Origin of the sequence: Tepidimonas ignava, from assembly GCF_004342625.1 — a bacterium.
Taxonomy (GTDB): Bacteria; Pseudomonadota; Gammaproteobacteria; order Burkholderiales; family Burkholderiaceae_C; genus Tepidimonas; species Tepidimonas ignava.
In genome coordinates this window covers 17,944-39,795 of record NZ_SMAH01000017.1, presented here as the reverse complement: position 1 = coordinate 39,795, position 21,852 = coordinate 17,944, and the positions used below count along the sequence as shown (strand labels likewise).

Below are 21,852 nucleotides of genomic sequence, written 5' to 3'. Positions count from 1 at the left end.
TGTTCAACGCCCCAAATAGACCTCGATGACACGTGGATCACGAGCCACCTGCTCAAATCCACCCTCGGTCAACACGGCGCCGTCACAAAGCACAGTGACTTGGTCGGCGATCGCGCGTACAAACGCCATGTCGTGCTCCACCACCACCAGCGTGTGCTGACCTTTGAGGGTCCGCAGCAATTGCGCGGTGCGCTCGGTTTCATCGTCCGTCATGCCGGCCACCGGCTCGTCCAGCAACAACAACCTTGGCTGCTGGGCCAACAGCATGCCAATTTCCAACCATTGTTTTTGGCCGTGGCTCAACGCCCCGGCCGGACGCTGCGCGTGGGCCTCCAGATGGATCAGTTCCAGCAGTTCGACCAAACGCGCACGCTGCGGCGCCGACAGTCGAAACGTGATGCTCGAGCGCACCCTCTTGTCGGCCGCCAAGGCCAGCTCCAGGTTCTCCCACACGGTCAGGCGCTCAAACACCGTGGGCTTTTGAAATTTGCGCCCCACCCCCATCGCTGCAATTTGCGGCTCTCGCCAGCGCAACAGGTCGATTGTGGTGCCGAGGTACACACTGCCGCGGTCGGGTTTGGTGCGGCCCGTGATGACGTCGAGCATGGTCGTTTTGCCCGCTCCGTTGGGACCGATGACCGCGCGCAGCTCGCCCAGCGCGATGTTCAGACACAGGCCGTTGAGCGCCTTGTAGCCGTCGAAGCTGACATGCACATCGTCCACGTAGAGGATGCACCCATGGCTGGTATCGATGGCACCGGGCGCCACCGGATGGGCCAACGGCGCCGCCCGCCCGCCGCTACCACCATGGACCGCAGCGCGCTGCCGAGCCCGTGCCCAACGCTCGGCTCCGCTTTGCATCAAGTCGGGTGTCATGGCTGCCGCCCCCCCAGCAGCCGCTGAGCCCAGCGACGCGCCAACCCAACCAAACCGTCCGGCATCCACAGCGTGACGGCGACGAAAAGCGCCCCAAGCACATACAGCCACACTTCGGGCGCCAGTACCGTCAGCCAGCTTTTGGCCCCGTTGACGGCAAACGCACCCACAAGCGGCCCGACAAGCGTACCGCGCCCCCCCACCGCCACCCACACCGCGATTTCAATGCTGGCCGCGGGGCTCATTTCCCGGGGATTGATGATGCCGACCTGAGGCACGTACAAAGCCCCGGCCACCGCGCACATGATGGCCGACAGTGTCCACACGGCCAGTTTGTACGACAGTGGATCGTAGCCGCAAAACATCACACGGCTCTCGGCATCGCGAATCGCCTGCAACACGCGCCCGAATTTGCTGCCGACCAACCAACGCGACACAGCATAGCAGCCCACCAGCGCCAGTCCAGTGAGCGCCAACAACGCCACGCGTGTTTCCGACGCGGTGATCGGAAAGCCAACAATGCGCTTAAAATCGGTGAAACCGTTGTTACCACCAAAACCAGTTTCATTACGGTAGAACAACAGCATCGCAGCAAACGTCAACGCCTGCGTGATAATCGAAAAATACACCCCTTGGATGCGTGATCGAAATGCAAAGTAGCCAAACACCCACGCCAACAACCCAGGCACCAAAACGATCAACAGCAGCGTCGCCGCAAAGCTATCCGACAGCGCCCAGTGCCACGGAAGCTCCTTCCAGTCCAAGAAGACCATGAAATCGGGCAGCTCACTGCCGTAGTTACCATCGGTGCCGATCTGGCGCATGAGGTACATCCCCATCACATAGCCACCGAGCGCGAAAAACAACCCGTGGCCCAGACTGAGAATGCCGCTGTAGCCCCAGATCATGTCCAGCGCCAATGCACAGATGGCGTAGCACATGATCTTGCCCAACAGGGTGATCCAGTGGTCGCTGACATGCCACACGCTGTCGGGCGGCACCAGCAGGTTGAGTGCAGCGGCCACCACGGTGGCCACAAGGACAACCCATCCGACCAGCACCGCGTCGCGCCCCCAACGGCGGCCGCCCGGAACACCCAGCGCCGGTCCCGCCATGGTTGCATGGCCGCACGACTCCGCACTCATGCTTGCCGCCCCTTCAAAGCAAACAACCCTTGTGGACGCTTCTGAATAAAGATCACAATGAGCACCAACACAGCGATTTTGGCCAACACGGCGCCCACCCAACCCTCAAGCCATTTATTGAGCAAACCCAACCCGAACGCGGCGGCCACGGTGCCCGTCAACTGTCCTACACCGCCCACCACCACAACCATGAACGAATCGATGATGTACGCTTGGCCGAGATCGGGGCCGACGTTGCCGATTTGGCTCAGCGCTACGCCGGCCAAGCCTGCCACGCCCGAGCCGAAGGCGAACGCATAGGCGTCGACGCGCCCGGTGGGAACGCCCATGCACGCTGCCATGGGCCGGTTCTGCGTGACCGCGCGTACGAACAGCCCCAGCCGCGTGCGCTGCAGCACCCAACCTACGCCGAGCAGCACCGCCACCGCAAACCCGACAATGACCAGACGGTTCCACGGCAGCGCCATGCCCCCCCACAGTTCCACCGCGCCGCTAAGCCATGCGGGGTTTTCCACCGTCACGTTTTGCGCCCCAAACAGACTGCGTACCGCTTGCATCAGAATCAGACTCAGGCCCCAGGTTGCCAGCAGCGTTTCCAGCGGGCGTCCGTACAGGTGACGAATCACCCCCCGCTCAATGGCCGCCCCCACCAAGGCCGCCACCCCAAAGGCAGCGGGAAGGGCTGCTACCAGGTACCAGTCAAACCATTGCGGCGCCCATTGGGCAAACAGCCGCTGCACCACGTAGGTGGTGTACGCACCGACCATGATCAACTCGCCGTGCGCCATGTTGATCACGCCCATCAACCCGTACGTGACCGCCAGCCCAAGGGCGGCGAGGAGCAGGACCGACCCTAAACTGACACCGGCGAACAGGTTGGCACTGACTTCAGCCAACGCCAGCGTCCTTTGCAGACGTTGTTGGGCGGTTTGCAACGCATGGCGCACGCTCGCGTCGGCATCGTCCGCGTGTTGCTGCAGCAACGCCAGCGCCCGCCGCTGTCCACTGGCCCCCAGCACCTCGGCGGCCCAGCGCCGCTGGGCAGGATCAGCGGCACCCAACTGCACAGCCGCCAGCGCTTGTTGAAGCATCGTGGCGGCGCGGCTGTTCAGCGCCGGGTCGCGCTGTGGCGCCAGCGCCGCTTGCAACAGTGGCACCAACTGGGCGTCGGGGTCGTCCAGCATGGCGTCGCGCAAGGTCGCCGCCGCGTTGCGTTGCCGATCCGGATCGTTGGACTGCAACGCCAAACCGGCCTGGGCCAGCGATAGCGCGGCCCGCAACCGGTTGTTCAACAGCGGTGCCTCTGCCTCGGGCGGAGGGGTGTCGGGCTGGCCCGTCTCGGCACGTACGATGGCCCCGTCGGGTTGTTCAATCCATACCTTGCCATCGTGCACCCGCACGCGCTCCTCTTGGAGCGCGCGCAACAGCGCAGCAGCCTGCGCGTCGGGCTGCGCGGCCAGCCGTGTGATGGCCTGCACACGCTCGTCGACCTCGCCTTCCACCACCGCCAGCGCGTCTGCGCCGCTCAGCGCGCGGGCCAGCGCCGGCACGCACAGCAACACACACAACGCCCACCAACGTTTACAGAGGCCTTGCATCGCCAGTTCACCGCGAAGGGTCGACAGCCTCAAGCCTTTTCCGGGACGTCTTTTTTCTTCTCATTGCCCGGGATGAAGGGGCTCCACGGTTGTGCACGGATCGGACCCTTGGTCTTCCAGACCACGTTGAACTGGCCATCCGCACGCACCTCGCCAATAAAGACCGGTTTGTGCAAATGGTGGTTGCGCTCGTCCATTTTGACCTTGAAGCCGCTGGGCGCATCGAAGGTTTGACCAGCCATGGCTTCGATCACGCGGTCCGTGTCGATGCTCTTGGCTTTTTCGACGGCCTGTTTCCACATGTGAATACCGATGTACGTCGCCTCCATCGGGTCGTTGGTCAACGGCTTGTCCTTGTGGCCAGGAATGTTTTTAGCCTTGGCGTACGCCGCCCATTTTTTAATGAAAGCGTCGTTGGTCGGGTTTTTGATCGACATGAAGTAGTTCCACGCCGCCAGATGCCCCACCAGTGGCTTGGTGTCCACGCCGCGCAGCTCTTCCTCGCCGACACTGAACGCGACCACAGGCACATCCGTAGCCTTGAGCCCCTGGTTGCCAAGCTCTTTATAAAACGGCACGTTAGAGTCGCCGTTGATGGTCGAAATCACACAGGTCTTTTTACCGGCGGCGGCAAACTGCTTGATCTTACCGATGATGGTCTGGTAGTCGCTGTGTCCGAACGGTGTGTATTCCTCCATGATGTCGGACTCGGGGATTCCCTTGGACTTGAGGAAGGCGCGCAGGATCTTGTTGGTGGTGCGCGGATACACGTAGTCAGTCCCCAGCAGCACGAAACGCTTGGCCGAGCCGCCGTCTTTACTCATCAGATATTCCACTGCCGGTATGGCCTGTTGGTTGGGCGCGGCACCGGTGTAGAAGACGTTTTTGGACAACTCTTCGCCTTCGTACTGCACCGGGTAAAACAGCAGGCCGTTGAGCTCCTCAAACACCGGCAGCACCGATTTACGACTCACCGATGTCCAGCAGCCAAACACCGCCGCCACTTTATCCTGGGTGAGCAGCTGACGGGCTTTCTCGGCAAACAGGGGCCAGTTCGACGCCGGATCGACCACCACCGGCTCGACCTTGCGGCCCAGCACGCCGCCCGCGGCATTGATTTCATCGATGGTCATCAGGGCGATATCTTTGAGCACCGTTTCCGAAATCGCCATCGTGCCCGACAGCGAGTGGAGAATGCCCACTTTGATCGGACCCGATTGGGCACGCGACGGTAGTGGACCGAAGGTGGCCATAGCGGCCGCCGCCGACAAAATCTTCAGGGTGGAGCGACGTTGCATCATGGTGGTTCTCCGCAGTGGACGACTTTGTGGAACGAACCTAGGCATGGGGTGGCCCGGCTCAGCGGCCACCCACCCCTAGACCACGCGAGTCATGGTAGGTGCAACGTTTCTCCACGTCTGTACGCCAGATGGCGTACGAGGCCTGCTCAGGCCGCCGCGTTGGGACGCAGTTGTGGCACACGTTGCAGCGCCAACGCGGCCGCCGCCGTGCGTGTCTCGACACCCAGCTTGGCGTGAATACGCTCCAAGTGCTTTTTGACGGTGGCGGGGCTGGCGCCGACGATGTCGGCAATGTCGCGGTTGATCTTGCCTTGCACCACCCAATACAACACCTCGGCCTCCCGGGCGGTCAGACCGAATGTCTGCATCAGCGCCTCCAGCACACTGGTGTCCGACGTTTCCTGCATGACAATCAACCAATGCCCTCCCTCGCTGTCGGCGCTGGTGTCGGCTGGATCATCCACCGAGCGATACAACCGCAAGGTCAACCGACGCGTGCCTTGCGTCAACGTCAAACGCGGCGGCTCGACCGGGGACTCTTGGCGGCACAGCTCCGGGCCGTGGCGGCGCAGCCACTGCAGCACCGGCTCTGGCGTCACGGGCGCTTCGGTGCCGCAATAGCGCCACAGCAGCTCGCGTGCCAGTGGCGTCTGCCACAGCAGCCGCCCGTCGCGCATCCGCACGGTGATGGTGGCGAACCCGAAAGCATCGAGCGCGTTGCGCGCCTGCTGCTGCACGATCGAGCCCTGGCGAATTTGCCGCGAGGTGCGCAGGTGCACCCCGATGCGCGCGATCACCTCCTGCGGCTTGACCGGCTTGGTCACGTAATCGACGGCGCCGGCCGCCAGTCCCTCGATCAGGTGCTCCGTCTCCGTCAAGCCGGTCATGAACAAAATCGGGATGGATGCGGTGCGCTCGTCAGCTTTGAGCCGGCGCGCCACCTCGAAGCCGTCCATGCCTGGCATGAGTGCGTCCAGCAAAATCACATCGGGCCGGGCTTGACGGGCGCGCACCAAGGCGGTGGGGCCATCGCTGGCCACCAACACGGTGTAGCCCGTCTCATCCAACATGTCGTGCAGGGCCGCAAGGCTCTCGGGCACATCATCGACGATCAAAACCAAAGGACTGCTCTCAGGTTGCAGCACATGGGGTCGCATCGCACGCCTCCGTCAGCCATCGCTCCAGGGTCTTGAGATCCAGCGCCTGCGCGGCCTGGCGCAATTGCTCGGCCGCAGGCAAACCGGTTGCGTCGTCCAGCACCCGTTGCACCCCGCGCGGATACCCAAGCCGTACGCATTGCAGCAACCGCTCCCGCACCTCGGGCGGCCATAGACGCAACGCAGCCACCGGCGCTGGTGGCGCGCCGGCGCTGACCGGGGCGGGCAGCGCGGCCGGAGGCTGGTCCGACGCCAACGCCGCCACTTCGGGTAAGTACAAACGCAGAACAAACGTCGTGCCCTGCCCCAGCTCGCTGTGCACGCGTAGCTCGCCACCCATGAGCTGAGTCAACATGCGGGCTATCGTCAACCCTAGGCCCGCCCCCGCATGTTGGCTGCCCGCGGCGCCGCGCGCAAAGGGCTCGAACACCCGCTCCAGCTCGGCCGCACTGATGCCTGGACCGGTGTCGATGACCTCCACGGTGGCCACATCACAAACGTAAGCCATCCGCAGCGTGATGTGTCCCGTCTCGGTGTAGCGCACGGCGTTGCCCAGCAAGTTGAGCAACACCTGCCGCAGTCGAGGCCCGTCGCAACGCACGGCGCTTGGCCAGCGGCTGGGGCCTTCCAGGGCCACGCGCAACCCTTTGGCCTGCGCCTGGGGGGTCAGCCACGCCACCACGTCTTGCACCAAGGCCCGCAAGTCGGTTGGACGCACGTCCAACGTGACTCGCCCAGCTTCGATGCGCGCCAAATCCAGCGTGCCTTCGATGAGCGACAGCACGTGCTGACCGCCGCGCTGAATCATGGCCAGCGCATGGGCCTGGCGGGCGCTGAGGCTGGCGTCCCGCTGCAAGGCCTGCACGTACAGCATGATCGCCCCCAACGGTGTGCGCAATTCGTGGCTGATGGCGTACAGGTAGCGTGTCTTGGCATCGTTGGCACGCTCGGCACTGCGACGGGCGGCTTCGGCCGCCTCACGGGCACGCTGCAGCTGCGCATCGGTGCGGCGATGTGCCTCAATCTCACGCAACAGCAGCCGCGTGTAGCGATGGGTTTCTTGTTGCGCCACTTGGCGTGCCCGCTGCGTCAGCACCAGCCACCAGATCAACACCGCCCCGAGTGTGAGCAGCACGACGTAAACCTTGCGGTAGACCTCGGTGACCCACGCCAACGCGACAGGGTCGGACACGGCACGCTGCGCATCCTGACGCGCCAGCAAACCAAGCAGGGCAGCCAGCACCAACGCTGCGACCGACAACGCCACCAGGTAGTGGATCAACCCGGCATCGACGTACGGCTGCAGCCGCCGCGGCAACCATCGCCGCAACCAGGCGCGCAGCTGGGTGCTCAAGCGGGCGTGCGGTTTGCAGGCGTCCCCACAACGCGCGTCGAGTGTGCAGCACAGCGAGCAGATCCAGCCGCCGTAAGCCGGGCAACGGGCCATGTCGGGCCGCTCGTAGCTGCCCTGGCACACCACACAGCGCAACTGCAAGGGCGCACCTTCGGCATCGGCTTTATCCGTGGCCACCACAGCGGCGTCAGCGCGACGCGCCAAGTGATACCGTCCCCGCGTGACGGCCCCCAGCAACAGCGTCAACCCGAATGCCGCCGACATCGCCACCAGCGCCGAAAACGCCTGCGCCCAAGAGCCCAGCCATCCGAAGTGCGCCGCGACCCCCAACAGCGACGCCCCCAGCATCGCCCCCACCCCCACCGGGTTGATGTCCATCAGATGGGCACGACGGAACTCGATCGCCCGGGGCGACCACCCCAGAGGCTTGAGCACCACCAGGTCAGCCACCACCGCCACCAGCCATGCCAACGCCACATGCGCGTACAGCCCGAGCACCGCCCCCAGGGCATGAAAGACGTTAAGCTCCATCAGCAGCCACGCCAGCGCTGTGTTGAACACCACCCACACCACCCGGCCAGGGTGGTGGTGCGTCAAGCGCGAGAAAAAATTGCTCCATGCCAACGAGCCCGCGTAGGCATTGGTGACGTTGATCTTGAGCTGGGACACCACAACAAACAGCGCAGTCGCCGCCACCGCCCAGCCCGCCGGCAACATGTGCCCGTACGCCACGAGGTACATTTGGTTCGGGTCAACTGCCTGCGCCGCCGACACACCGTGCTCCAGCGCCAGGTGCGCCAGCCAAGCCCCCGCCAGCATCTTGAGCACGCCCGGCACCACCCAACCCGGACCGCCCACGGCCACAGCCAGCCACCACCGTGCGCGACGGCCGGGCTGCGGCTGGGGCATGAAGCGCAAATAGTCGGCTTGCTCGCCCATTTGGGTCACCAACGCCAGTGCAACCGTCAGCGCGGCACCAAACAGGTGCCAATCGAACGTCTTGGGTGCCTGGGGCGCACCCTCCTGGTGCAACCAACGGGCCATCGAGCCGGGGTCGTTCAGCCACACCGCAAGCCAGGGAAGAACCATCAACATCAACCAAAGCGGCTGCGTCCAGCGCTGAAATCGGCCAATCAAAGTCACCCCGTGCGTGACCAGCGGAATGACCAGCAGCGCGCTGATCAGGTAGCCCCAAGAGGAAGGTATGCCAAGGGCGAGCTGCAGCGCGTAAGCCATCACTGCCGCTTCCAACGCAAAAAAGATGAACGTAAAGGTGGCGTAGATCAGCGAGGTCAGTGTCGAGCCAAGGTACCCAAAGCCCGCACCACGGGTCAACAAATCCATGTCCACCCCGTGGCGTGCCGCGGCCACGCTGATGGGCCACCCCACCAGCGCAATCAAGACACCCGCCGCCACGATGGCCGCCGCCGCATTGAGCACGCCAAACTGGAGCATCAACGTCGCGCCCAGCGCCTCCAGCACCAGGAACGATGACACCCCAAGCGCCATGTTGGCGACACGACCGGCTGACCAACGCCGAAAGCGCTGCGGCGTGTAACGCAGCGCGTAGTCTTCCAGCGTCTCACTGGCCACCCAGCGGTGGTATGCACGCCGCACCGGTGTGATTGGCGCTTTCGGTGCAGGTCCCGGGTCGGCCTGGTCGGCAGTGTGGTTCATGCCTGTGCAGGCTTGCAGCTTTCGTGCCATCGATGCGCGTTGGCACAACGCTTGCTTTAAGCAACAGCATGGACCTGTCACCACGCGAGAAAGACAAGCTGTTGCTGTTCACCGCGGCCTTGCTGGCCGAGCGTCGGCGCGCACGCGGATTGAAGCTGAATTACCCAGAGGCCGTCGCCCTCATCAGTGCCTATGTGCTGGAAGGAGCCCGTGAAGGCAAAACGGTGGCGCAACTGATGAGTGAGGGCCGCCACGTCCTGACCCGCGACGATGTGATGGACGGTGTGGCCGACATGATTCACGACATTCAGGTCGAGGCCACTTTCCCTGATGGCACCAAATTGGTGACCGTGCACCAACCGATTACGTAGAGAGCCTCGTGCTGATGGCACCAACACGGGGCACGTTGTTTCGCGACCGTTCGACAACCAGGAGTTGACCATGCCTGACCGCCAGCGCCGATTGCTTCGCCTCATCGTTTGTGGACTGACCGCAGCCGTGTGGACACTCCCAGCCATGTCCCACACCGGCACGGACGGGGGTGTACACCACGGATGGCTGGCCGGCCTGCTCCACCCCTTGACGGGCATGGACCACTTGGCCGCCATGCTCGCGGTCGGCATCTGGAGTGCGCTGGTCAGCACGCAGCGTTGGGTGGCGCCGTTGGCGTTCGCCAGCGTGTTGTTGGTGGGCGCGCTGGCGGCCCAAGCGGGGCTGCCGACAGTGGCGGTGGAGCCCATGATCGCGGTCTCGCTGCTGACGCTGGGGCTGCTGATCGCGGCGCGCGTGGCCGTGCCGCAGGCCGTGGCCGCGGGGCTGGTGGCGGCGTTCGCGTGGTTCCACGGCGCCGCACATGGCCATGAACTGGCGGGTCACACGGCGCTGTTGGGCATGGTGCTCAGCACCGCGGTGCTGCACGGGGTGGGGATCGGCCTCGGTGTCGTGCTGCCACGCAGCCATGCGTGGGCACCCCGCATCGCCGGCGCGATGGTTGGCGCCGTGGGCGTGTCCAGCGTCGTGGCGTTGGTTTGACGCTCCGCGCCGTGCCCTTGTAGCGCCGAGCCGCGGTGCCGGATCAATCCGGTGCGCCCTGCCCGAACACAAAGGAGTCGATCGTGATCCCTGGCGAATACCTGTTGGTCAACGATGAGTTGCCGCTCAACCCCGGGCGCGTCACGCGCACGCTGGTGGTGCACAACACCGCGCAACGCCCTATTCAGGTAGGGTCGCACTACCACTTTGCCGAAACCAACGCTGCGCTGCAATTCGATCGCGCCGCAGCGCACGGTATGCGGCTCAATATTGCCAGCGGCACAGCCATACGCTTTGAACCCGGGCAGCAACGCACCGTGGAGCTGGTGGCGCTGGCCGGCAGGCGGCACGTCTGGGGATTTCGTGGCTTGACCAATGGGCCACTGGATCAGCTGGAGGGTTGAACAGGCTATGGTCACGATCTCACGGCGTGCATACGCCGAAATGTTTGGCCCCACGATCGGGGATCGCGTCCGTCTGGCCGACACATCCCTGTGGGCCGAGGTTGAGGACGACTACACGCTGCGTGCTGGCGGCTACGGCGAGGAGGTCAAATTCGGAGGCGGCAAGACCATTCGCGATGGCATGGGCCAAAGCCAGCACCCACGTGCTGCGGGCGCCGTCGATTTGGTCATCACCAACGCTCTGGTCATCGACCACTGGGGTATCGTCAAAGCCGATATCGGCGTGCGCGATGGCCGTATCGTCGCCCTTGGCAAAGCCGGCAATCCCGACACGCAGCCCGGCGTCGATATCGTCATTGGCCCTGGCACCGAAGTGCTGGCGGGCGAGGGCATGATCGTGACCGCGGGCGGCTACGACAGCCACATTCACTTCATCTGCCCACAACAGATCGAAGAAGCGCTGATGTCGGGCATCACCACGATGACCGGCGGCGGCACCGGCCCGGCGACCGGCACCAACGCCACCACGTGCACACCGGGCCCGTGGAACATCGAACGCATGCTGCAGGCGGCTGAAGCCTTCCCGATGAATCTTGGTTTTCTGGGCAAAGGCAACTGCAGCCGCCCCGAAGCCCTGCGTGAACAGATTGAGGCTGGCGCCATCGGACTCAAACTGCATGAAGACTGGGGCTCCACGCCCGCCGCCATTGACGCTTGTCTGTCGGTGGCCGAGGCTACCGACACGCAAGTCGCCATCCACACCGACACCCTGAACGAGAGCGGCTTCGTCGAGGACTCGCTGGCGGCCATGCGCGGCCGCACCATCCACGCTTTCCACTGCGAGGGTGCGGGAGGTGGGCACGCGCCCGACATCTTGCGTATCGTCGGTGCCTCTCACGTGCTGCCCTCGTCCACCAACCCCACGCGCCCTTACACGGTCAACACCCTGGACGAGCATGTGGACATGTTGATGGTGTGCCACCACCTCGATCCCTCGATCGCCGAGGATTTGGCCTTTGCCGAAAGCCGTATCCGCAGGGAAACGATTGCCGCTGAGGATATCCTGCACGACCTGGGCGCCATCAGCATCATGAGCAGCGACAGCCAGGCCATGGGGCGGGTGGGTGAAGTCATCACCCGCACCTGGCAAACGGCCCACAAGATGAAGGTACAACGCGGCTGGCTGGCCCCGCCACCGGACCGTCCACCTGGCGTCGAGCACCATGACCGCAACGATAACTTTCGTATCAAGCGCTACATCGCCAAATACACCATCAACCCTGCCATCGCGCACGGTGTGGCGCACGTGGTCGGCTCGGTCGAAGTGGGCAAATGGGCTGATCTGGTGCTGTGGAAACCCGCCTTTTTCGGCGTCAAGCCTTCGGTCATCGTCAAGGGCGGCATGATCGTTGCGGCCGCGATGGGCGACCCCAACGCATCCATCCCCACGCCGCAGCCCGTCCATGCACGGCCCATGTTCGGCGCCTTCGGAGCGGCGCTGCAACGCAGCGCGCTCACGTTCGTGTCCCAAGCAGCGCTGCAAAGCGGGGTTGGGCAGCGCTACGGCTTGCAAAAACCGCTGGTCGCCGTGCAGGGCTGCCGCCGTATTGGCAAGCGCGACATGGTGCTCAACGACCACACGCCCCACATGGAGATCGATCCACAAACCTATGCGGTGCGCGCCGACGGCGAGTTGTTGGTGTGCGAAGCGGCCAGCGTGCTGCCCATGGCGCAGCGCTATTTTTTATTTTGACGGATGCACTCACCATGCACCATGCAGCCGCCCCCGCTGACCCGCCGTTGCTGGCAAGCCGCCTGATACCGGGTGGCGCGGGGCTCGCCCGGACGCTGTTGGCCCGTGCACCCGTACTGGAACTCGAATGGACGTGGCGCCAGCGCAGCCGCTTCGAAGCGCGTGACAGCCAAGGACGCCGCATTGCGGTGTTGCTGCCCCGCGGCAGCGTCATGCGCGACGGCGATGTGTTGGTGTTGACCGATGGCGGCCTGCTGTGTGTACGCGCCGCGGTCGAACCGCTGCTCAAGGTCACGACTTGCGCGGAGCACGGCACACCCTTGGACCTGCTGCGCGCCGCGTACCACCTAGGCAACCGCCATGTCGCGCTGCAATTGCACGCCGACCATCTCAAGCTGGAGCGCGACCATGTGCTGGCCGACCTGTTACGCCAGATGCACCTGACGGTTACGGAAGTCGAAGAACCCTTTGAGCCCGAGTTCGGTGCTTACGGCGGACCTGCGCATCACCGCCACGATGGACACGTTCACCCCACCGACGATCACCCACACCATGGCCAACCCTGATGGTGAGCGTGATCCACAGGCCCTGCTCGGGTTGTTGTGGCTCGCTTCGCCTGCTGTGCCGCTGGGTGGTTTTTCATACTCCGAAGGGCTGGAAAGTGCCGTCGAGGCCGGGCGGGTGCACGACGAGGCCAGCGCGGCCCAGTGGCTACTGGCTCAGCTCCACCTGACCCAGGCCCGGGCTGATCTGTCCGTGGTGGCGCAGGCACTGCCCGCGTGGCGCGCGCGTGACTGGACAACATTGCTGACGTTGAACGCGTGGACACGCCGCACCCGGGAAAGCGCTGAGCTGCGTTTGCAAAGCGAACAAATGGGGCATGCGGTGCTGCACTGGTTGCAAGGCTTAAGGCCGCACACGTTGCCCAATCCGGGGTTGGACGAGGTGCCGGCCGCACTGCAACCGCCCACCTACCCCGTGGCGTACGCGTGGGCGCTGGCGACCCTGACACCCAACACCCTCCCCACAGCCCATGCCCTGTTGGCTGCGGGCTTCGCCTGGTGTGAGGCGGCCTGCCAGGCCGCGGTCAAAGCCGTACCCCTGGGACAAAACGCCGGCCAGCGGCTGCTGGCCCAGTTGCGTGCGGCGCTGCCCGCGGCCGTGCACGTGGCCCTTTCGCAGCCACCGGGGCAACGCCAATGCTTCGCCCCAATGCTGGCCATCCTGTCAGCACGCCATGAAACCCAATACAGCCGCTTGTTTCGCTCATGAACACCGCACCCTCGGTTCTTCACGCCATTCCTGGACGCACCAAGCCTCTGCCACCGCTGAGGGTAGGCATCGGCGGACCGGTTGGTTCGGGCAAAACGACGCTGCTGGAGATGCTGTGCAAAACCATGCGCCAGCGCTACGACTTGGTGGCCATCACCAACGACATTTACACGAAAGAGGACCAGCGCTTGCTCACCATCAGCGGCGCATTGCCTCCCGAGCGCATCCTTGGGGTGGAAACAGGCGGCTGTCCCCACACGGCCATCCGGGAAGACTGCTCCATCAACCTCGAGGCCATCGACCGCATGTTGCGGCAGTTTCCAGACGCGGACATTGTCTTTGTCGAAAGCGGCGGTGATAACCTGGCCGCCACGTTCAGCCCCGAGCTGTCCGACCTGACCATCTACGTCATTGATGTCGCGGCCGGTGAAAAAATCCCCCGCAAAGGCGGGCCAGGCATCACCAAAAGCGATCTGTTGGTCATCAACAAGATCGACCTCGCTCCCCATGTCGGCGCCAGCCTCGAAGTGATGGCCGCAGACACCGCGCGCATGAGGCCCGACCCCGATCGTCGCCCTTGGGTCATGACCAACCTCAAAACCCAACAGGGATTGGCTGACGTCGTATCGTTTATTGAGCGTCACGGGCTGTTGATCACAAGCTGAGGCGACCGTGCGCCTGGCGGTGACAGCGTCGCCGCTGGCTTTGCCAAGTCGCGCCTTCAGCCAACAAAAACGACGAGAACACGGCGTATCGCCACCACGCATCAGCTCCCCCGCGCCAGTTGCACGCACCAACACCCAACCACCCCACGATCATGAACCTCCCTGCCCATCCCGCCGCCCGGGCGACCACCCGCAGCGACACGGTGGTTGACAGCGCACCCGCCAGCCAACCAGTGGCTCGTTCGGCGTTCGCCGCCCACGGGATCTGGACGCCTGGCGTGCGGGAGCGATGCAGGGTCTGGGCGGGGGCGTGTTGCGCTCGCAGAGCCTGCCGCGCGCCGTGGCCGAAAGCTTTGTCCAACACGATGCGATCGTCGCCTACCACATCGACAGTGCCACGACGGGGCTGGCCAAAACCGTGCGCGAACGCCCCGAGCTTCAGGATCGACTGGGCTGGGAACCGGTGCGCGAGGCGGTGCTGACGTTCGGCGCATGGAAGACGACATCGTGCATGCCGAGCAACTCGAGGCACAACGCGCCGCCGCGTACGTAGCCGTGGGCAACGACGCGCTGCAGCGGCTCAACGCCGTCGCCACGCCGCGCGCGACCTTGCCAACGCCAGGGTTCCTCGCAGCCCCCATCGCAGATGTCGCGCGGGATTTCGAGGCCGACGAGCTGCTTGTGCGGGGTGTGGGCATGGCTCAAACCACCAAGATGGGCGTACATTACAGCCCAGCCCAGCGGAAATCATGCCGTGCGTGCCGCTCAACGTCGAAGTCGTCCGATAAGACGTGCGTGGGCCGGGCTGTTCATCTCGTCACCCTCACGTCCGTCGCTCAAGTAGGTGCTGCCATGACCGATAACAAGGACAAAGAGCAACCCAACGTCAGGAGTGACACGATGTACACCCCTCCCCATGCCCGCACGGTTCATGCATACACCCAGCATGCCGCGGCCAGCCGCGTGGCGGCCGCCAGCCCGCATGAGCTGATCGCCATGCTGTTTGACGCGATCGAGGCCCAGATTGCCCTGGCCCTGGCGGCCATGGAAGCGCACCAGACCGAGCAGCGTGGCAAGGCGGTCAACAAGGCTATCCAACTCATCCAGGAGGGACTGCGCGAGGGTCTGGACCTCGACAAAGGCGGCGAGCTGGCGCAACGGCTGGATGCCTTGTACGAGTACTGCGCCGTGCGTCTGGCCGAAGCGCATGCCAAGCGTGACCGTGGTATGTTCGAGGAAGTTCGCCAGCACCTGCGCGGTGTGGCCGACGCCTGGAACCAAATCCGCCCGCAGTGAGCACCCCACCGACGATGCGCGAGGCCAACATGGACAAGCCCGAACTGGATGTGCTGCAGTGCTACCACGCGCTGGAGGAACTGAGCGCACGCATGCTGCAGGCGGCTGAGACCGACGACTGGGATCGTGTGGCGGAGCTGGAAGGCGCCTGCGCGGTGTTGATCGAGCAGCTGCGCGCCCAAGCCAAGGACGTCGAACTGACGCCGCAGCAGCGCGCCGAAAAACACCGCGTGATGCTGGCGATCCTGCGCCACGACGCCCAGATCCGCGCGCTGGCCGAGCCGTGGCTGGACGCGTGGGAAAACACCCCGCCCGGCAGCCGCTCGCTGTCGCTGCACTGATGGCGCCGCGCGCGGGGCGCGCCCCGAACGTGGGCGCGTCCGCCGCGCTCACACCTGCATGTTCATCACGTCGGTGTACGCCTGCATCATGCGGTTGCGCACGTGCAGCGCGGCTTGAAAGCCGATTTGCGCTTTTTGCATGGCCACCATGGTCTGCTCCAGGCTGGCGCTGCGGTCGCCCATTTGCACGCGGTTTTGCAGCTCGGTGGCCTGTTGTTGCGCCGCGCTGACCTCACGCAGGGCGCTGCGCAGCGCGTCGCCAAAGCCGGGTTGAGGGGTGGCGCGCACCGCCGTCGGGTTGGTGGCCGCGGGGTTGGCCACAGGCGTCGCCCCGGCGGCGGCCTTGGCCGCCAGCGCCTTTTGGGCCGCGCGCAGTGCGGCGGCCTGGGCGGGGCTGAGGGCAGCGCCGGCCGAGGGCAGCAGTCGCAGGTCCATGGGCAATTCTCCTTGTGGGGCTGGGCAACGCGTGGGGGCATCGTAACGGCAGGCCCCGCCACCGCATAAGCGCAAACAGCGGCCGCACCGCCGGTCTGTTTGCGCTTTAGGCGCGCGCCGCGCCGGGCGAATAATGGCGCCCATGGCTACCACCACCCCTGCCCTGAGCACTGGCACCGAACTGGACGCCGCCGAGCTGGCCCCCGCCGCCGCGCCCACGCCGCTGGTGGCGGGCTGGCAGCGCTTGCCCACCCCGCGCAAGGCGCTGCTCGTGGCCGGCGCGCTGGCGGCGGTGGCGCTGCTGGCGGCGGCGTTTTACATGCTGAACCGGCCCGACTACCGCGTGCTCTACGCCAACCTGTCGGACAAGGACGGTGGCGCGATCCTGGCGCAACTGTCGCAGATGAACGTGCCGTACAAGCACGCTGACGGGGGCAACGCGATCCTGGTGCCGGCGGATCGCGTCAACGACGTGCGCATGAAGCTGGCCAGCCTAGGGCTGCCCAAGGGCACGGTGACGGGCTTTGAGCTGATGGACCAAACCAAGCTGGGCATGACGCAGTTCCAGGAGCGCGTCAACTTCCAGCGCAGCCTGGAAGGCGAGTTGACGCGCACCATTTTGTCGCTGCAGTCGGTGGCCGATGCGCGCGTGCACTTGGCGCTGCCCAACCAGAATGGGTTTTTCCGCGAGCAGCAAAAGCCTTCGGCCAGCGTGGTGGTGACGCTGCACCCGGGCCGCAGCCTGGACCGCACGCAGGTGGCGGGCATCGTGCACCTGGTGGCCAGCTCGGTGCCGGAGCTCGACCCCAAGGCCGTCAGTGTCATCGACCAAAACGGCACGCTGCTGTCACAGCGGCCCGAAGGCGACGGCGGCATCGACTCGCGCCAGTTGGAGTACGTGCGCACGCTGGAGCGCACCTACCAGCAACGCATTCTGGATCTGCTCGAACCCGTGGTCGGGCGCGACAACGTGCGTGCCACCGTCACGGCCGATGTGGACTTTTCGCTGACCGAATCGACCACCGAGCAGCACCGCCCCAACCAGGGCAACGAGCCCGCGGCGGTGCGCAGCTCCCAAACCATCGAAGAAAGCGCGGGCACCCCCACCCAACCCGCCGGTGTGCCGGGTGCGGCCACCAACGTGGCGCCGGGGGCCACCGCCGCCCCGATCAACGGCCCCGGCGCCCCGGTGGGGGTGGTGGGCCAAGGCGGCGCGGCCGGCGCCGACGCGCGCAGCCGCCGCGAGCAGGTGGTCAACTACGAGGTTGACAAGACCGTCTCGGTCACGCGCAACGCCAGCGGCACCGTGCGGCGCCTGAGCGCCGCGGTGGTGATCAACCACACCCAGGTCACCGACAAAAAAGGCAACACCAACACCGCCCCGCTGCCGCCCGAGCAGCTGCAGCAAATCCAGGCGCTGGTGCGCGAAGCCATCGGTTTCAACGGCGAGCGCGGCGACTCCGTCAACGTGGTCAACGCGCCGTTCAACCAGCCCAAGGTGGAGCCGGTGGAGCTGCCCTGGTACCGCAACCCGGATGTGTTGGACACCGCGCGCAGCCTGGGGGCGCCGCTGGGGTTGGTGCTGGCCGGGCTGTTGGCGTGGCTGCTGATGGTGCGCCCGACGCTGAAGATGATGCAGCCCCCGCCCGCGCCCGAGGCCGCCGGCGCCGCACCGGGCCAGGCTGGCGCCCTGCCCGCCCCTGGCGGCCAGTTGGAAGCGCTGGTGGCCGAGGAGGTGGAGCGCCCAGGCCTGCCGCAACCGGTGCACAATGAGCCCACCCCCGAGGAACGCCACCTGGAAGACGCGCGCCGGTTGGCCAAGGAGAACCCGGCGGCGGTGGCCAATATCATCAAGGGCTGGATCAGCGGCGAGGGGGTGCCCGCTTGAGGCGGCCCACAGGCAACGGATGAGCACCCATGGCTGACAGCGACGACGGACTGCAGGACGCCGCCATCTTCCTCATGTCGCTCGGCGAGGAAGAGGCGGCCGAGGTGTTCAAGCATTTCTCGCCCAAGGAGGTGCAGCGCCTGGGCGAGGCGATCGCGCGCATGCGCGCGGTGCCGAAAGAAAAAGTCAACGGCGTCATCGAGCGCTTCGTGCGCGAGGCGCAATCGCAAAGCCTGCTGGTGTCGGACACCGACAACTACGTGCGCTCGGTGCTCAAGCGCGCGCTGGGCGAGGACAAGGCGTCGCTGCTGATCGACCGCATCTTGCAAGGCGGCGATGTGTCGGGCATCGAAAGCCTGAAGTGGATGGACCCGCTGTCGGTGGCCGAGCTGCTGCGCAACGAACACCCTCAGATCCTGGCGGCGATCCTGGTGCACCTGGACCAGGACCACGCGGCCAACATCCTCAAGCATTTCACCGAGCGCACGCGCAACGAGGTGATGCTGCGCATCGCGACGCTCGAGGGCATCCAGCCCGTGGCGCTCAAAGACCTCAACGAAGCGCTGTACCAAGTGCTGGCCGGCGGCGACAAGATCCGCAAGAGCTCGCTGGGGGGGGTCAAGACGGCGGCGGAGATCATCAACCTGCTGGGCGCGAGTCTGGAGGCCAGCGTCATCGAGGCCATCCGCGAGCAGGACCCGGACCTGGCCCAGAAGATCATGGACAAGATGTTCACCTTCGAGGACCTGCTCAAGCTCGACAACAAGTCGCTGCAGATGGTGCTCAAGGAGGTGTCGTCGGACCAACTGGTGGTGGCGCTCAAGGGCGCGTCGCAGGAGCTGCGCGAAAAAATCCTGTCCAACATGTCCAGCCGCGCGGCCGAAGCGCTCAAAGAAGACCTGGAGTCGCGCGGACCCGTGCGGCTGTCGGAAGTGGAGGCGCAGCAAAAGGAAATTCTCAAGGTCGTGCGCCGTTTGGCCGACGAAGGCCAGATCGTGCTGGGTGGAGGTGGCGACGATGCCTTCGTCTAACCGCGGCGCGCACCCCTACCAACGCTTCATCCCGCGCGAGGAGGTGCAGCAGGTGCAAAGCTGGACCTTCGCGCCGGTGGACGAGGCCACCCTGGCGGCCCAGCGTGCCGAAGCCGAGGCGCGCCAGCGCGCAGCGCTGGCCGCCACCGAGGAGCAATTGCGGCAGGCCCACGCGCGCGGCTACACCGAAGGTTTCGAACAAGGCCGCCAGGCCGGCGCCCAGGAAACCCGCGACGCCTTGCTGGCCAACCTCCAGGCCCAGGCCGCCGAGCAGGCGCGCCGCGTGGAGGCGCTGGTCGCCAGCCTGCAAGCCGAGCTCGAGGCGCTGCGCACGCAGCTGGCCGAGCAGGTGCTGGCGCTGGCGTGCGACGTGGCGCGCCAGGTGGTGCGCCGCGAGCTCGCCCAACCCTTGGCGCCGGTACGCGCGGTGGTGCAGGAGGCCCTGGAGCAACTCACCGACGACGCGCAACCCGCCACCCTGCGGCTGCACCCGCACGACCTGGACATGCTGCAACCCGCGCTGGGCGAGCTGCTGGCCGGCCGCCGGGTGCAGGCGGTGGCGGACCCGCGCGTGCAACCCGGCGGTTGCGTGGTGGAATCGGCCTCGGGGGTGGTGGACGCCACGCTGGCGCGGCGCTGGGCACGTGCGCTGGCCGCGCTGGGCCGTGACGACGAGCCGTGGGAGGCCCCGACGACGGAGCGCAGCGATGAGCGGACCGACGCCTGACCCCGCAGCCCGCTGGCAAGCCTTCATGCAAGCGGCGCGCACGCTGGCGCAGCGCCCGCTGCCGCTGGACAGCGGCGGGCGCCTGACGCGCATGGCCGGCCTGGTGCTGGAAGCGCGTGGCATCCACGTGCCGGTGGGCAGCCAGTGCGCGATCACCGCCCACAGCGACCCGCTGGCCCCCGGTGACGGCGAGCCGGTGCTGGCCGAGGTGGTGGGGTTTGCCGGCGACCGCGCCTTTTTGATGCCGGCCAGCGCCACCACAGGGCTGGCGCCGGGCGCCATCGTGCGGCCGCTGCCGCCATTTCGCCCGCGGCTGCGCTGGGGGGCCGAGGCCGCCGCCCTGACCGCCCCGCTCGATGAGCGCGGTGTGCTGCGCCTGCCACTGGGGCCGGGGCTGCTGGGCCGCGTGGTGGACGCCTACGGCGTGCCGTTGGACGGCGCCGGCCCGCTGGACGCCGTCCACGCCGAGCCGATGGAGCGCCCGCCCATCAACGCGATGCAGCGTGCCCCCATCCGCCAGCCGCTGGACACGGGGGTGCGCGCCATCAACGCGCTGCTGACCGTGGGCCGCGGGCAGCGGCTGGGGCTGTTCGCCGGCTCCGGCGTCGGCAAAAGCGTGCTGCTGGGCATGATGGCGCGCTTCACCGAGGCCGAGGTGATTGTCGTTGGCCTCATCGGCGAGCGCGGCCGCGAGGTCAAGGAGTTCATCGAAGACATCCTGGCCGCGCGTGACCGGCAGCGCGCCGTGGTCGTGGCCGCGCCGGCCGACGCGCCACCGCTGGTGCGGCTGCAAGGCGCGCACTACGCCACCGCGATCGCCGAGCACTTCCGCGACCAGGGCCGCCACGTGCTGCTGCTGATGGATTCGCTGACCCGCTACGCGATGGCGCAGCGCGAAATCGCCCTGGCCATCGGTGAGCCGCCCGCCACCAAGGGCTACCCCCCGAGCGCTTTTGCACGCCTGCCGCAGTTGGTCGAGCGCTCCGGCAACGGGCCCGAGGGCGGCGGCTCGATCACGGCGTTTTACACCGTGCTGTCCGAGGGCGACGACCAGCAAGACCCGATCGCCGACGCGGCGCGCGCGATCCTGGACGGCCACATCGTGCTGTCGCGCGCGCTGGCCGAGGCCGGCCAGTACCCCGCGATCGACATCGAAGCCTCGGCGTCGCGCGTCATGCACAACGTCGTCACGCCCGAGCACTGGGCGCTGGCGCGGCGCTTTCGGCAACTGTGGTCGCGCTACCAAAAAAGCCGCGACCTGATCCAGTTGGGCGCCTACGTGCCTGGCAGCGACCCCGACACCGACCTGGCCATCCAGCTGCACCCGAGCATGGTGGAGCTGCTGCAGCAGGACATGCGCGAAGGCGCGCCGTTCGACGCCAGCGTGCAGCGCTTGCAACAGGTGCTGGCCGCCACCGCCCGCGGAGGACGCGCATGAAAAAGCCCGCCGACCTCAGCGTCTTGGTGCAGCTGCGCGAGCGCCAACGCGACGACGCGCTGACCGCGCTGGCGCAAGCCCGCCGCGAGCGTGCGTTGGCCGAACAACAACTGGCCGCGCTGCAGGGCTACGCGCGCGAGGCCGAGCAGCGCTGGACCGAACGCGCGCGCGCCGGCGTCAGCCCGACCCTGCTGGCCACCCAGCGCCACTTCATGGAGCGGCTGCAGCACGCCAGCCACCTCCAAAGCGACGTGTTGCAACAACTCGACCAACGCATCGCGCACTGCGAGGCCCAGTGGCACAAGGCCGAACGCGCGCTGGCCACGCTGCGCCGCTTGCAGCAGCGCCGCGCCCAGCAGTGGCAACAGCACCTGCAGCGGCAGGAACAAAAGTTCAACGACGACATGGCGTTGCAGCAGCACCGTCGGCGCCATGCCCCCCGTCCCTGACGCGCGAGGACAC

The 21,852-nt window shown here is 66.2% G+C and carries 22 protein-coding genes; 15 read left to right on the top strand and 7 right to left on the bottom strand.

Annotation, left to right across the window (positions count from 1 at the left end):
- Positions 1–3 precede the first annotated feature (3 nt).
- The 6 genes from urtD to EDC36_RS11760 all read right to left on the bottom strand — a co-directional run bounded on the left by urtD (position 4) and on the right by EDC36_RS11760 (position 9,108).
- Positions 4–876: an urea ABC transporter ATP-binding protein UrtD gene (urtD, locus tag EDC36_RS11785; RefSeq protein ID WP_132963460.1), complete on the bottom strand. Its 873-nt coding sequence runs from the start codon at positions 874–876 to the stop codon at positions 4–6.
- Complete coding sequence (urtC, locus tag EDC36_RS11780; RefSeq protein WP_165902865.1) at positions 873–2,021, bottom strand: urea ABC transporter permease subunit UrtC; 1,149 nt, start codon at positions 2,019–2,021, stop codon at positions 873–875. The genes urtD and urtC overlap by 4 nt, the downstream gene beginning before the upstream one ends.
- Complete coding sequence (urtB, locus tag EDC36_RS11775) at positions 2,018–3,619, bottom strand: urea ABC transporter permease subunit UrtB (RefSeq protein WP_132963459.1); 1,602 nt, start codon at positions 3,617–3,619, stop codon at positions 2,018–2,020. The genes urtC and urtB overlap by 4 nt, the downstream gene beginning before the upstream one ends.
- Before the next feature lie 29 nt (positions 3,620–3,648).
- On the bottom strand, positions 3,649–4,917 hold the full coding sequence (urtA, locus tag EDC36_RS11770) for an urea ABC transporter substrate-binding protein (protein ID WP_132963479.1): 1,269 nt from the start codon (positions 4,915–4,917) through the stop codon (positions 3,649–3,651).
- A 149-nt stretch (positions 4,918–5,066) separates the two neighbouring features.
- Positions 5,067–6,077 (bottom strand): response regulator transcription factor, encoded by a 1,011-nt coding sequence (locus EDC36_RS11765; protein WP_132963458.1) that lies wholly within the window; start codon positions 6,075–6,077, stop codon positions 5,067–5,069.
- Complete coding sequence (locus EDC36_RS11760; protein ID WP_243646581.1) at positions 6,052–9,108, bottom strand: ATP-binding protein; 3,057 nt, start codon at positions 9,106–9,108, stop codon at positions 6,052–6,054. Before EDC36_RS11760 ends, EDC36_RS11765 begins: the two co-directional genes overlap by 26 nt.
- A gap of 68 nt (positions 9,109–9,176) precedes the next feature.
- On the opposite strand from EDC36_RS11760, the gene EDC36_RS11755 reads away from it, so the two are divergent.
- The 10 genes from EDC36_RS11755 (at position 9,177) to EDC36_RS11715 (ending at position 15,871) form a co-directional block, all read left to right on the top strand.
- Entirely contained in the window at positions 9,177–9,479 is a 303-nt protein-coding gene (locus EDC36_RS11755) for an urease subunit gamma (RefSeq protein WP_132963456.1), read from the top strand.
- 70 nt (positions 9,480–9,549) lie between these two features.
- On the top strand, positions 9,550–10,140 hold the full coding sequence (locus EDC36_RS11750; protein ID WP_132963455.1) for a HupE/UreJ family protein: 591 nt from the start codon (positions 9,550–9,552) through the stop codon (positions 10,138–10,140).
- Between the two features lie 83 nt (positions 10,141–10,223).
- Positions 10,224–10,544: an urease subunit beta gene (locus EDC36_RS11745; RefSeq protein WP_132963454.1), complete on the top strand. Its 321-nt coding sequence runs from the start codon at positions 10,224–10,226 to the stop codon at positions 10,542–10,544.
- Positions 10,545–10,551: 7 nt separating this feature from the next.
- Complete coding sequence (gene ureC, locus EDC36_RS11740; protein WP_132963453.1) at positions 10,552–12,297, top strand: urease subunit alpha; 1,746 nt, start codon at positions 10,552–10,554, stop codon at positions 12,295–12,297.
- Positions 12,246–12,863, top strand: a complete 618-nt coding sequence (ureE, locus tag EDC36_RS11735) for an urease accessory protein UreE (protein ID WP_424565385.1) — start codon at positions 12,246–12,248, stop codon at positions 12,861–12,863. The genes ureC and ureE overlap by 52 nt, the downstream gene beginning before the upstream one ends.
- Positions 12,850–13,569: an urease accessory protein UreF gene (locus EDC36_RS11730; RefSeq protein ID WP_132963451.1), complete on the top strand. Its 720-nt coding sequence runs from the start codon at positions 12,850–12,852 to the stop codon at positions 13,567–13,569. The genes ureE and EDC36_RS11730 overlap by 14 nt, the downstream gene beginning before the upstream one ends.
- The gene (gene ureG / locus EDC36_RS11725; protein WP_132963450.1) at positions 13,566–14,234 is read left to right on the top strand and encodes an urease accessory protein UreG; all 669 of its coding nucleotides are present in this window, start codon (positions 13,566–13,568) and stop codon (positions 14,232–14,234) included. Before EDC36_RS11730 ends, ureG begins: the two co-directional genes overlap by 4 nt.
- A 289-nt stretch (positions 14,235–14,523) precedes the next feature.
- Entirely contained in the window at positions 14,524–14,787 is a 264-nt protein-coding gene (locus tag EDC36_RS13195) for a hypothetical protein (RefSeq protein ID WP_143946054.1), read from the top strand.
- Entirely contained in the window at positions 14,727–15,530 is an 804-nt protein-coding gene (fliS, locus tag EDC36_RS11720) for a flagellar export chaperone FliS (protein WP_132963449.1), read from the top strand. The genes EDC36_RS13195 and fliS overlap by 61 nt, the downstream gene beginning before the upstream one ends.
- Positions 15,531–15,559: 29 nt before the next feature.
- Complete coding sequence (locus tag EDC36_RS11715) at positions 15,560–15,871, top strand: flagellar protein FliT (RefSeq protein WP_132963478.1); 312 nt, start codon at positions 15,560–15,562, stop codon at positions 15,869–15,871.
- Between the two features lie 48 nt (positions 15,872–15,919).
- Here the strand turns inward: EDC36_RS11715 and fliE are convergent, their stop codons facing one another.
- Positions 15,920–16,306 carry a flagellar hook-basal body complex protein FliE gene (fliE, locus tag EDC36_RS11710; RefSeq protein ID WP_132963448.1) on the bottom strand — a complete coding sequence of 129 codons (387 nt, stop codon included), beginning with the start codon at positions 16,304–16,306 and terminating at the stop codon, positions 15,920–15,922.
- A 142-nt stretch (positions 16,307–16,448) separates the two neighbouring features.
- Here fliE and fliF point away from each other — a divergent pair, with 142 nt between their 5' ends.
- The 5 genes from fliF to fliJ are packed head-to-tail and all read left to right on the top strand — an operon-like array spanning position 16,449 to position 21,839.
- Complete coding sequence (gene fliF / locus EDC36_RS11705) at positions 16,449–18,194, top strand: flagellar basal-body MS-ring/collar protein FliF (RefSeq protein ID WP_132963447.1); 1,746 nt, start codon at positions 16,449–16,451, stop codon at positions 18,192–18,194.
- Positions 18,195–18,223: 29 nt separating this feature from the next.
- Positions 18,224–19,225 (top strand): flagellar motor switch protein FliG, encoded by a 1,002-nt coding sequence (fliG, locus tag EDC36_RS11700; RefSeq protein ID WP_132963446.1) that lies wholly within the window; start codon positions 18,224–18,226, stop codon positions 19,223–19,225.
- Positions 19,212–19,952, top strand: a complete 741-nt coding sequence (locus EDC36_RS11695) for a FliH/SctL family protein (RefSeq protein ID WP_132963445.1) — start codon at positions 19,212–19,214, stop codon at positions 19,950–19,952. Before fliG ends, EDC36_RS11695 begins: the two co-directional genes overlap by 14 nt.
- Positions 19,933–21,390, top strand: a complete 1,458-nt coding sequence (gene fliI, locus EDC36_RS11690) for a flagellar protein export ATPase FliI (RefSeq protein WP_132963444.1) — start codon at positions 19,933–19,935, stop codon at positions 21,388–21,390. The genes EDC36_RS11695 and fliI overlap by 20 nt, the downstream gene beginning before the upstream one ends.
- On the top strand, positions 21,387–21,839 hold the full coding sequence (gene fliJ, locus EDC36_RS11685) for a flagellar export protein FliJ (RefSeq protein ID WP_132963443.1): 453 nt from the start codon (positions 21,387–21,389) through the stop codon (positions 21,837–21,839). The genes fliI and fliJ overlap by 4 nt, the downstream gene beginning before the upstream one ends.
- The last annotated feature ends 13 nt before the right edge of the window (positions 21,840–21,852 follow it).

Excerpts from the sequence above, each read along its gene's own strand:
- fliJ (WP_132963443.1), top strand. The coding sequence starts at position 21,387 with ATGAAAAAGCCCGCCGACCTCAGCGTCTTGGTGCAGCTGCGCGAGCGC.
- ureG (WP_132963450.1), top strand. The coding sequence starts at position 13,566 with ATGAACACCGCACCCTCGGTTCTTCACGCCATTCCTGGACGCACCAAG.
- urtA (WP_132963479.1), bottom strand. The coding sequence starts at position 4,917 with ATGCAACGTCGCTCCACCCTGAAGATTTTGTCGGCGGCGGCCGCTATG.
- urtD (WP_132963460.1), bottom strand. The coding sequence starts at position 876 with ATGACACCCGACTTGATGCAAAGCGGAGCCGAGCGTTGGGCACGGGCT.
- fliG (WP_132963446.1), top strand. The coding sequence starts at position 18,224 with ATGGCTGACAGCGACGACGGACTGCAGGACGCCGCCATCTTCCTCATG.
- EDC36_RS11695 (WP_132963445.1), top strand. The coding sequence starts at position 19,212 with ATGCCTTCGTCTAACCGCGGCGCGCACCCCTACCAACGCTTCATCCCG.
- fliS (WP_132963449.1), top strand. The coding sequence starts at position 14,727 with ATGGAAGACGACATCGTGCATGCCGAGCAACTCGAGGCACAACGCGCC.
- EDC36_RS11760 (WP_243646581.1), bottom strand. The coding sequence starts at position 9,108 with ATGAACCACACTGCCGACCAGGCCGACCCGGGACCTGCACCGAAAGCG.
- urtB (WP_132963459.1), bottom strand. The coding sequence starts at position 3,619 with ATGCAAGGCCTCTGTAAACGTTGGTGGGCGTTGTGTGTGTTGCTGTGC.
- fliI (WP_132963444.1), top strand. The coding sequence starts at position 19,933 with ATGAGCGGACCGACGCCTGACCCCGCAGCCCGCTGGCAAGCCTTCATG.
- EDC36_RS11750 (WP_132963455.1), top strand. The coding sequence starts at position 9,550 with ATGCCTGACCGCCAGCGCCGATTGCTTCGCCTCATCGTTTGTGGACTG.
- ureC (WP_132963453.1), top strand. The coding sequence starts at position 10,552 with ATGGTCACGATCTCACGGCGTGCATACGCCGAAATGTTTGGCCCCACG.
- fliF (WP_132963447.1), top strand. The coding sequence starts at position 16,449 with ATGGCTACCACCACCCCTGCCCTGAGCACTGGCACCGAACTGGACGCC.
- EDC36_RS11715 (WP_132963478.1), top strand. The coding sequence starts at position 15,560 with ATGGACAAGCCCGAACTGGATGTGCTGCAGTGCTACCACGCGCTGGAG.
- urtC (WP_165902865.1), bottom strand. The coding sequence starts at position 2,021 with ATGAGTGCGGAGTCGTGCGGCCATGCAACCATGGCGGGACCGGCGCTG.
- fliE (WP_132963448.1), bottom strand. The coding sequence starts at position 16,306 with ATGGACCTGCGACTGCTGCCCTCGGCCGGCGCTGCCCTCAGCCCCGCC.
- EDC36_RS11730 (WP_132963451.1), top strand. The coding sequence starts at position 12,850 with ATGGCCAACCCTGATGGTGAGCGTGATCCACAGGCCCTGCTCGGGTTG.
- EDC36_RS13195 (WP_143946054.1), top strand. The coding sequence starts at position 14,524 with ATGCAGGGTCTGGGCGGGGGCGTGTTGCGCTCGCAGAGCCTGCCGCGC.
- EDC36_RS11765 (WP_132963458.1), bottom strand. The coding sequence starts at position 6,077 with ATGCGACCCCATGTGCTGCAACCTGAGAGCAGTCCTTTGGTTTTGATC.
- EDC36_RS11755 (WP_132963456.1), top strand. The coding sequence starts at position 9,177 with ATGGACCTGTCACCACGCGAGAAAGACAAGCTGTTGCTGTTCACCGCG.